This window comes from Pseudomonas sp. MF08817 (assembly GCF_059862705.1).
Map to the genome: position 1 here is coordinate 53,928 of NZ_JCBCUY010000035.1, position 6,990 is coordinate 60,917.

Here is a 6,990-nt window from a genome sequence, read left to right on the forward strand (position 1 = left end):
GCACAGCCCTGGGGCGGGTATCAATGTTCGGCGGGGTCCTTGTGGTTATCCAGGGTTTCCAGCAACGCCACCTGCATGCGCGTATGCACACGGATAAACCAGCGCCACAACACCGCCGCTACAGCCGCCGCAACGACGGCTATCAGGATCAACAGCTCATTGGTCGGCAAGATGCTCGACGACAAGGCCGACAACAGCAAGAAAATCACCAGTAACGACAAGATCGGTATCACCTCGGCAATCACCCGCCGCACCCGCTGCGTATGGCGCCCGGCCATATCCGCCTTGACGCCCATCTCCGCCAGCAGCATCGACAGCGCCTTGAGCTTGCGATAAGCCGCAATCAAAAACGGCAGCGACAACAGCAACGCGCCGCCCCAGATCAAAGCCTTCTGCCAACTCGGCTCCGCCACCCACCCCTGCAAATAGTCCCCAATGCGCTGGGCGAAGAAGCCACCGGAAAAAAAGATCGCCATCACCAGCGCCAGGTTGACCCCCACTTGCAGCAGGATCTTGCGGATCATCTTCGCCAGCAATGCGCCTTCGCCCTGGGGCTGGATGCTGCGCAACCATTCGCCATACATGCCCAGCACCCGCGCCAGCCGCTTGGGCATCACTGCCGCAAGCTTCATCGACAAGGGGTCCGCACCGCGAATCAGGTACGGCGTCAGCAGCGTGGTGATCGCGGATACAGCCACCGCGACCGGGTAGAGGAAATCACTGGTGACCTGGAGCGTCATGCCCAGCGCCGCGATGATGAATGAAAATTCGCCAATCTGTGAAAGCCCCATCCCAACCCGCAGTGAGGTGCGCCCGTCATTGCCAGCGATAAAGGCACCCAAGCCGCAGGACAACATCTTGCCCAACACCACCGCCACGGTAATCACGGCAATCGGCCAGGCGTACTGCAAGAGAATCTGCGGGTCGATCATCAAGCCAATGGCCACGAAGAAGATGGCACTGAACATGTCGCGAACCGGCTCGATCAGCCGCTCAATTTTCAGCAACTGCCGGGATTCAGCCATGATCGCGCCAATCAGGAACGCCCCCAGCACCATGCTGTATTCGAGTTTGACCACCAGCAGGCAAAAACCAAAACACAGGCCCAGCACGGTAATCAGCAGCATTTCATTGCTTTCAAACTTCGCCACGTACGCCAGCAACCGTGGCACCAGCAAGATGCCGATCACCAGCGCAACGATCATGAACAACGACAGCTTGCCCACCGTGGAGAACACCTCGCCCGAACTGACGGTGCCGCTGACCGCGATGCTCGACAGCAAGGCAATGATGCCGATGCCCAGGATGTCTTCGACAATCAAGACGCCAAAGATCAACTGCGCAAAGCGCTGGTCCTTCATTTTCAGGTCGTTGAGGGCCTTGACGATGATGGTGGTCGAGGAAATGGCCAAGATCGCGCCGAGGAAGAGTGAATCCATGGTGTTCCAGTCGAACCAGCGGCCGATTTCGTAGCCGATCCAGATCATCAGCACGATTTCCAGGAACGCTGCGATGAAGGCTGTCGCGCCAACCTTGAACAACTTGCGCAGGCTGAATTCCAACCCCAGGCAGAACATCAGGAAGATCACCCCCAGCTCGGCCAGGGTCTTGATGGTGTCTTCGTCGTGGATCAAGCCGAACGGCGGGGTGTGCGGGCCGATGATGAAACCGGCGACTATGTAACCCAGCACCACCGGTTGCTTGAGCCGGTGAAAGAGGATGGTCACCACACCTGCGACCAGCATTATCACGGCCAAATCCTGGATAAAGCTGATGGCATGCATGGCGAGAGGCTCCTTGAGTTGGACTGATCTTGCTGCTCAAGCCCCAGAACGGAAGAAACGTCTGAGCACGCCGAACAAAAATCTTTATTTAAGGTAGGAAATGCCCTTGGGCCGGGCTTTTGAAGGGTAACACCGCGACTTCTAGCAGAAAGCCGGCGCAATATATGGAAACAGATCACTTCGGGCGTGACGGCCGCCCGCCGCGCGGCGTCCCGATAACGCTGGTTTGAAAAACAACCCAGGTGCCCGCAGAGGCGCCCTCGCTATTGCAGCCTTAACCCGTGAGTGAGCTATGGAACCCGGAAACGCCCAGCTGTCGATGACTGTCTTGATGACCCCCGACATGGCCAACTTCTCTGGCAATGTCCACGGCGGGACCCTGCTCAAATACCTCGATGAAGTGGCCTACGCCTGCGCCAGCCGTTATGCCGGGCGCTATGTGGTGACCCTGTCGGTGGACCAGGTGATTTTCCGCGAGCCGATCCACGTGGGTGAACTGGTGACATTCCTCGCGTCGGTCAACTACACCGGCAATACCTCGATGGAGGTGGGCATCAAGGTGGTGACGGAAAACATCCGCGAGCGCTCGGTGCGGCACACCAACAGTTGCTTTTTCACCATGGTGGCGGTGGACGAGGACCGCAAACCCGCCCCGGTTCCCCAACTGCAACCACACAACAGCGAAGACCAGCGCCGCTTCACCCAGGCCCGCCAGCGCCGCCAGATCCGCCAGGAGCTGGAGCAGCGCTACCGCGAAATCAAGGCCGAAGCCCCTTAATCGGCTTTCGGGCCCCAGGGTGCAGGTTCGCCGAACAACTGGCCCTGCACGCCGTAAAGGCCCATTTCGCGGATCACTTGCAACTCGCCCTCAGTCTCGACCCGCTCGGCAATCAGCGGCAGGTCGATGCTGTGGGCGGCGCGTTGGATGGCTTCGATAAACAGGCGTTTGTCTCCTTCCTGGTCGATGGCACGGATGTAGCTGCCGTCGATTTTCAGGTAGGCCAGGCCCAGGCGCGCCAGGTTGCCGATCATGCTGAAGCGCCCGCCGAAGCGTTGCAGGCTGAGGGAGAAGCCCAGCTCACGCAGGCGCCGGGTCAGTTGTTCCAGCACCGCTTGTTCGGGCAATTGCTCTTCGCCGATTTCCAGGGTCAGCCGCGGCCCCAGGTTGGCGTGTTGGCGCAGCAGATCGAAAATCTTGTTCAGTGCCTGAGGGTCGGCCAGGGTCGCGGATGACAGGTTCAGCGCCAGAGATTGGTCGTGCCCGGCCATTTGCTCCAATACCAGTTTGAGCATCAGGCGATCCAGGCGCGCGGTCCAGCCGAAGCGCTCCAACCACGGCAGGAAGCGCCCGGCGGCGATGGTCTGGCCCTGTTCGTCACGCAGGCGCGACAGCACTTTGTAGTGCAGGACCAATTGGGTGTCTTGGCTGGCGACTACCGGTTGGAAAAATAGCTCCAGACGCTGTTGGTCCAGTGCGCGGTCGAGCAGGGTATGCCAAGCGTGGTGGTCGTCGCCCACGCTGGCCGCCGCGCCATGGTCCAGGCAGGTCCAACTGGCCTCGCCCTGGGTCTCGGCCTGGGCCAATGCCTGGTCGGCGAGGCTGAGCAGGGTCTGTGGCGAATCGCCATGGGAGAACGGCGCCAGGCCGATGTAGGCCACCGGCGATACGTCCGAGGCGCCGGTCGCCTGCAAGCTCGCCAGGGTGCCTTCCAGGCTCTGGGCCAGTTGCAGCGCTTCTTCGCGCACCAGGCCCGGCGCCAGCACGGCGAATTCGCCACCCCGGATGCGGGTAATCAGGTTCTGGGTTTCCGGGTACTTGGCGCACTCGCGTTGCAGTTGCTCGCCCACGGCTTGCAGCAACTGGTCGGTGCGCTGCCCGCCCAGGCGCTGGTTCAGGCCCGCCAGGTCCTTGACCCGCAGCAGCATCAGGTAACCGGAACTGGCCTGCTCCGGGTTGCTGACCCGCGCGTTGAGCTGCATTTCAAAATAGCGGCGGTTAGCCAGCCCCGTCAGGTTGTCCTGATAGGATTCCACCCGCAGTTTTTCGCTGCGTTCGGCCTGCTCCTGGAACAGGGCCTTGAGCTTCTCGACCATCTGATTCATCGCCTGCACCACCCGGCGCAGTTCCGGAGTGCGCGGTAGTTCGGGCAAGCTGAGGAATTCACGCCGGGCGATGGCGTGGGACTGCTGCACCATGTAATCGAGCGGCTTCAACTGGCGGCGCAACAGCAGCGCGCCCAGCACTGCGCTCACCGCGCCGCAGATCAGCAACCAACCCAGGCTGCCCAGGGCGCTCTGCCAGAGTTTGGCCAGGGCAAACATCGGGTGGCTGACCACCTCGACTCGCGCGGCCTGCTCCCAGCCACGGCTGACGATGGCATCGCCGCCGGCCGGCTCCAGGCCGATCAGGTTAACGAACCACGCCGGCACACTGACCTCAGGGCTGCCGCTGCGCTCGACCAGGACTTGGTCAGTCGCCAGGTCCACCACGCGGATGCTGGCGTAATAGCCGCTGTCGAAAATCGAACTGACCATCAGCTCGACCATCGCCGGGTCGTCGATATTGGGCGTCAACGACAGCGCCAGCGCCGTGGCCGCGTCCTGGGCATGGGAGCGCAACTGGTTGACGTACTGGGTGCGCGAGCTTTCCAGGCTGACCATGAAGCTGCCGCTGAAGGCGACCACCAGGAACAGACAGATTGCGATCAACAGTTGTTTGAACAGGGACATCTGAGCGCGTGCTCCTAATTAGTCGTCTCGACCGGAAAACCTTCGGCCTTCATTTTTTTCAACACGTCCTGCCAGCGCGACAGACGTTTGGTGTCGCCGACTTTCTTGTTGCCCTTGGCGCCCGGCAGCCACAGCCCCTCGGCGTTGAAAGAGTAGACCGGCAACAGGTCGGTTCGTTGGCTGGCCGGTTGGATCGCGTCGATCAGGCTGTCGAGAACCAGCGGCATGGCCTCGGGGGTTGAATAGTAGGTCAGCACCATGTGGGCGCGATTCTGGCGCAAAGCCTTGACGTACGTAATGCGCAATTTGTCGCTGGAGACCCCGAGGCGGCGCAGGCTGAAGTATTTGGCGATGGCGTAATCCTCGCAGTCGCCGGCGCCTTTCCAGAGGCCTTCGATGGGGGTTTCCCAATAATCGACCTGGCCCCACAGGTCGACGTCTTCCATGTAGCGCATCTGTTTGTTGAAGAACAGGTTGACCACCTTGAGCTGCTCTTGCTCGCTGGTCTGCTTTTGCGTAGCCAACAGGTGCTGCCAGGCATCGATACGCTGCTGGCCCTGGCCCAGGGGCCCGTACAGCGCCTCGGCCCGGCGGCTTATCAGGGAAAAATCCCAATCGGCATGCAGGCCGCCCAGCATCAGGCTGGCCAGGAGCACCGCTGAAACCATCCAGCGCAAGGTTCGAGGCAAAGCTAAACGTATCGCCAATGCGATGAAGTCCGGGTGGTCCGTGGAAAACCAATCGATGGTGCAGCTTCGATAAGTAAAAGACAATGGCACCGTGCAATCACTGCATTCGGCGAGCTGTCGGAATAGAATCGCCCACCACCCCGTCTGGCCACCTCGGCGCGCAAAACCGAAGGTTTGACAAGACCTTGGGTGGTCACTAGTGTTAATTGGATCCAATCAAGCCTGGTTATTTTCAGAGGGTAGCGTTGTCGTGACACAGAAGCCGAACCCCTTGAGCAGCATCACCATCGACGGGCCCATACCGGCCCACCTTGCTCGCTCCGTGATTGAACAAACCCTGCGCGCCGCCATCCTCGACGGGCGCCTGCCCTGCGGCACGGCCCTGCGCCAACAAGACCTGGCCGACCTGTTCGGGGTCAGCCGCATGCCGGTGCGCGAGGCCCTGCGCCAGCTCGAGGCGCAGTCGCTGCTGCATGTGGTCGCCCACAAAGGCGCGGTGGTGGCGGCGCTGGTCGAAGGCGACGCGGCCGAAACCTACGCCCTGCGCCTACTGCTGGAATCCGAAGCGCTGCGCCTGGCCATTCCCCATCTCGATGAGGACAACTTCGCCGAGGCCGCCCGCTGCATCGAAGCGATGGAAAGCGAAGCCGATTACGCCCAGATCGGCCACCTCAATCGCTTGTTCCACATGGCCCTCTACAACAAGGCTGGTAACCGACGGCTGCTGACCCTGGTGGAGAACGGGCTGATCGAGGAGGAACGCTTTCTGCGCTTTAACCTGCAAGCCATGGGCCTGGGCAAAATCAGCCAGGATGACCATCGACAATTGCTGCGCACTGCTCGCGAGGGCGATATCGAGGCTTGCCTAAAAGCCCTGGAAAAACACCTTGGGCGCGCCGTTGAAGTCATCACCCGCTTTCTGGCAAGTCGCGTCGGGGAATAATCCATTTACAAAAAACCACACCTCCCTCCTGCGGGCACAGCGTTAGCCCGCTAAACCTCTGTGCCGGGCACATGCTTGGTAACAGTCGCGATTTCCTACGGACAAAACCCGAAACAACCCCGCCGCCAGCAATAGCGGCGCCACCCATTTGCACTCACTCTTGTACGGGCCAGCAAAACGCCGGCGCCGCCGCGTCTTCCTGCGCGCCAAGGCGCCTTGGAACGAGCCAACAAGAAGGAGTCTGCCAAACAAAGGTTGCGATCGGGCTGTGCACGCTCGCGCCGCTAAAGAATGCCCTCAAGCTGCGTTTACTTACTCAAGAAGTTGTCAGTCGTGAGGCACTCACGCTGTTATTCCAATTTCGGCTTATTCAAGCCGAAACGAACAACTTCGCCCCAATAAAACTTAGCCAATAAGTTTTAATGCAACTTATCGCACATTAAAAATGCGCAACTTACAAACAGTAAAAAATACTTGCGAAACACTTACTTCTTGCATTAATTTTTAGTTGGCCAGCACTCAGGCTAGTTCGCCTCGGGTGCACGCCACTCTGGCAAAGGCTTATTAAACAACCATGCGGCCTTTGCCATCGGGAGAAAACCGTCCCTTTATCAACTTCTGTTTGAGCCCCGCGCTCGCCCAATAAAAAGAACTTCTCGTCGTTAACGCGTCACACTTATTACGTCAGAGGCCGCCCAATGCTTGCCATTCCAACACGGCGGTCTCAAGGAGCAAGTGCAACGCCTGATGTAAGGTGTTGCCATGTCTACCCAATACAACCACCTGAGTACCCAGGAGCGCGTCACCATTATGGTGATGCTATTTCAACGGCAACCACTGCGAG

5 protein-coding genes are annotated in these 6,990 nt (G+C 59.9%); 2 read left to right on the forward strand and 3 right to left on the reverse strand.

What is annotated here, in order from left to right; all coding sequences use genetic code 11:
• Positions 1-20: 20 nt before the first annotated feature.
• Positions 21-1,784, reverse strand: coding sequence for a cation:proton antiporter (locus AC19YR_RS20110; protein ID WP_095109277.1), 1,764 nt, complete (start codon positions 1,782-1,784; stop codon positions 21-23).
• A 292-nt stretch (positions 1,785-2,076) separates the two neighbouring features.
• Between AC19YR_RS20110 and AC19YR_RS20115 the strand changes: the two genes are divergently transcribed.
• Positions 2,077-2,562, forward strand: a complete 486-nt coding sequence (locus AC19YR_RS20115) for an acyl-CoA thioesterase (protein WP_095109278.1) — start codon at positions 2,077-2,079, stop codon at positions 2,560-2,562.
• Here the strand turns inward: AC19YR_RS20115 and lapD are convergent.
• The gene (gene lapD, locus AC19YR_RS20120; RefSeq protein ID WP_095109279.1) at positions 2,559-4,514 is read right to left on the reverse strand and encodes a cyclic di-GMP receptor LapD; all 1,956 of its coding nucleotides are present in this window, start codon (positions 4,512-4,514) and stop codon (positions 2,559-2,561) included. The genes AC19YR_RS20115 and lapD overlap by 4 nt on opposite strands.
• Before the next feature lie 14 nt (positions 4,515-4,528).
• Entirely contained in the window at positions 4,529-5,221 is a 693-nt protein-coding gene (gene lapG / locus AC19YR_RS20125; protein ID WP_095109290.1) for a cysteine protease LapG, read from the reverse strand.
• A gap of 232 nt (positions 5,222-5,453) precedes the next feature.
• On the opposite strand from lapG, the gene AC19YR_RS20130 reads away from it, so the two are divergent.
• Positions 5,454-6,146: a GntR family transcriptional regulator gene (locus AC19YR_RS20130; RefSeq protein ID WP_095109280.1), complete on the forward strand. Its 693-nt coding sequence runs from the start codon at positions 5,454-5,456 to the stop codon at positions 6,144-6,146.
• Positions 6,147-6,990: the final 844 nt, after the last annotated feature.

Bases quoted from the DNA above. Each gene is read 5' to 3' on its own strand.
- AC19YR_RS20110 (WP_095109277.1), bottom strand. From the start codon at position 1,784: ATGCATGCCATCAGCTTTATCCAGGATTTGGCCGTGATAATGCTGGTC.
- lapD (WP_095109279.1), bottom strand. From the start codon at position 4,514: ATGTCCCTGTTCAAACAACTGTTGATCGCAATCTGTCTGTTCCTGGTG.
- AC19YR_RS20115 (WP_095109278.1), top strand. From the start codon at position 2,077: ATGGAACCCGGAAACGCCCAGCTGTCGATGACTGTCTTGATGACCCCC.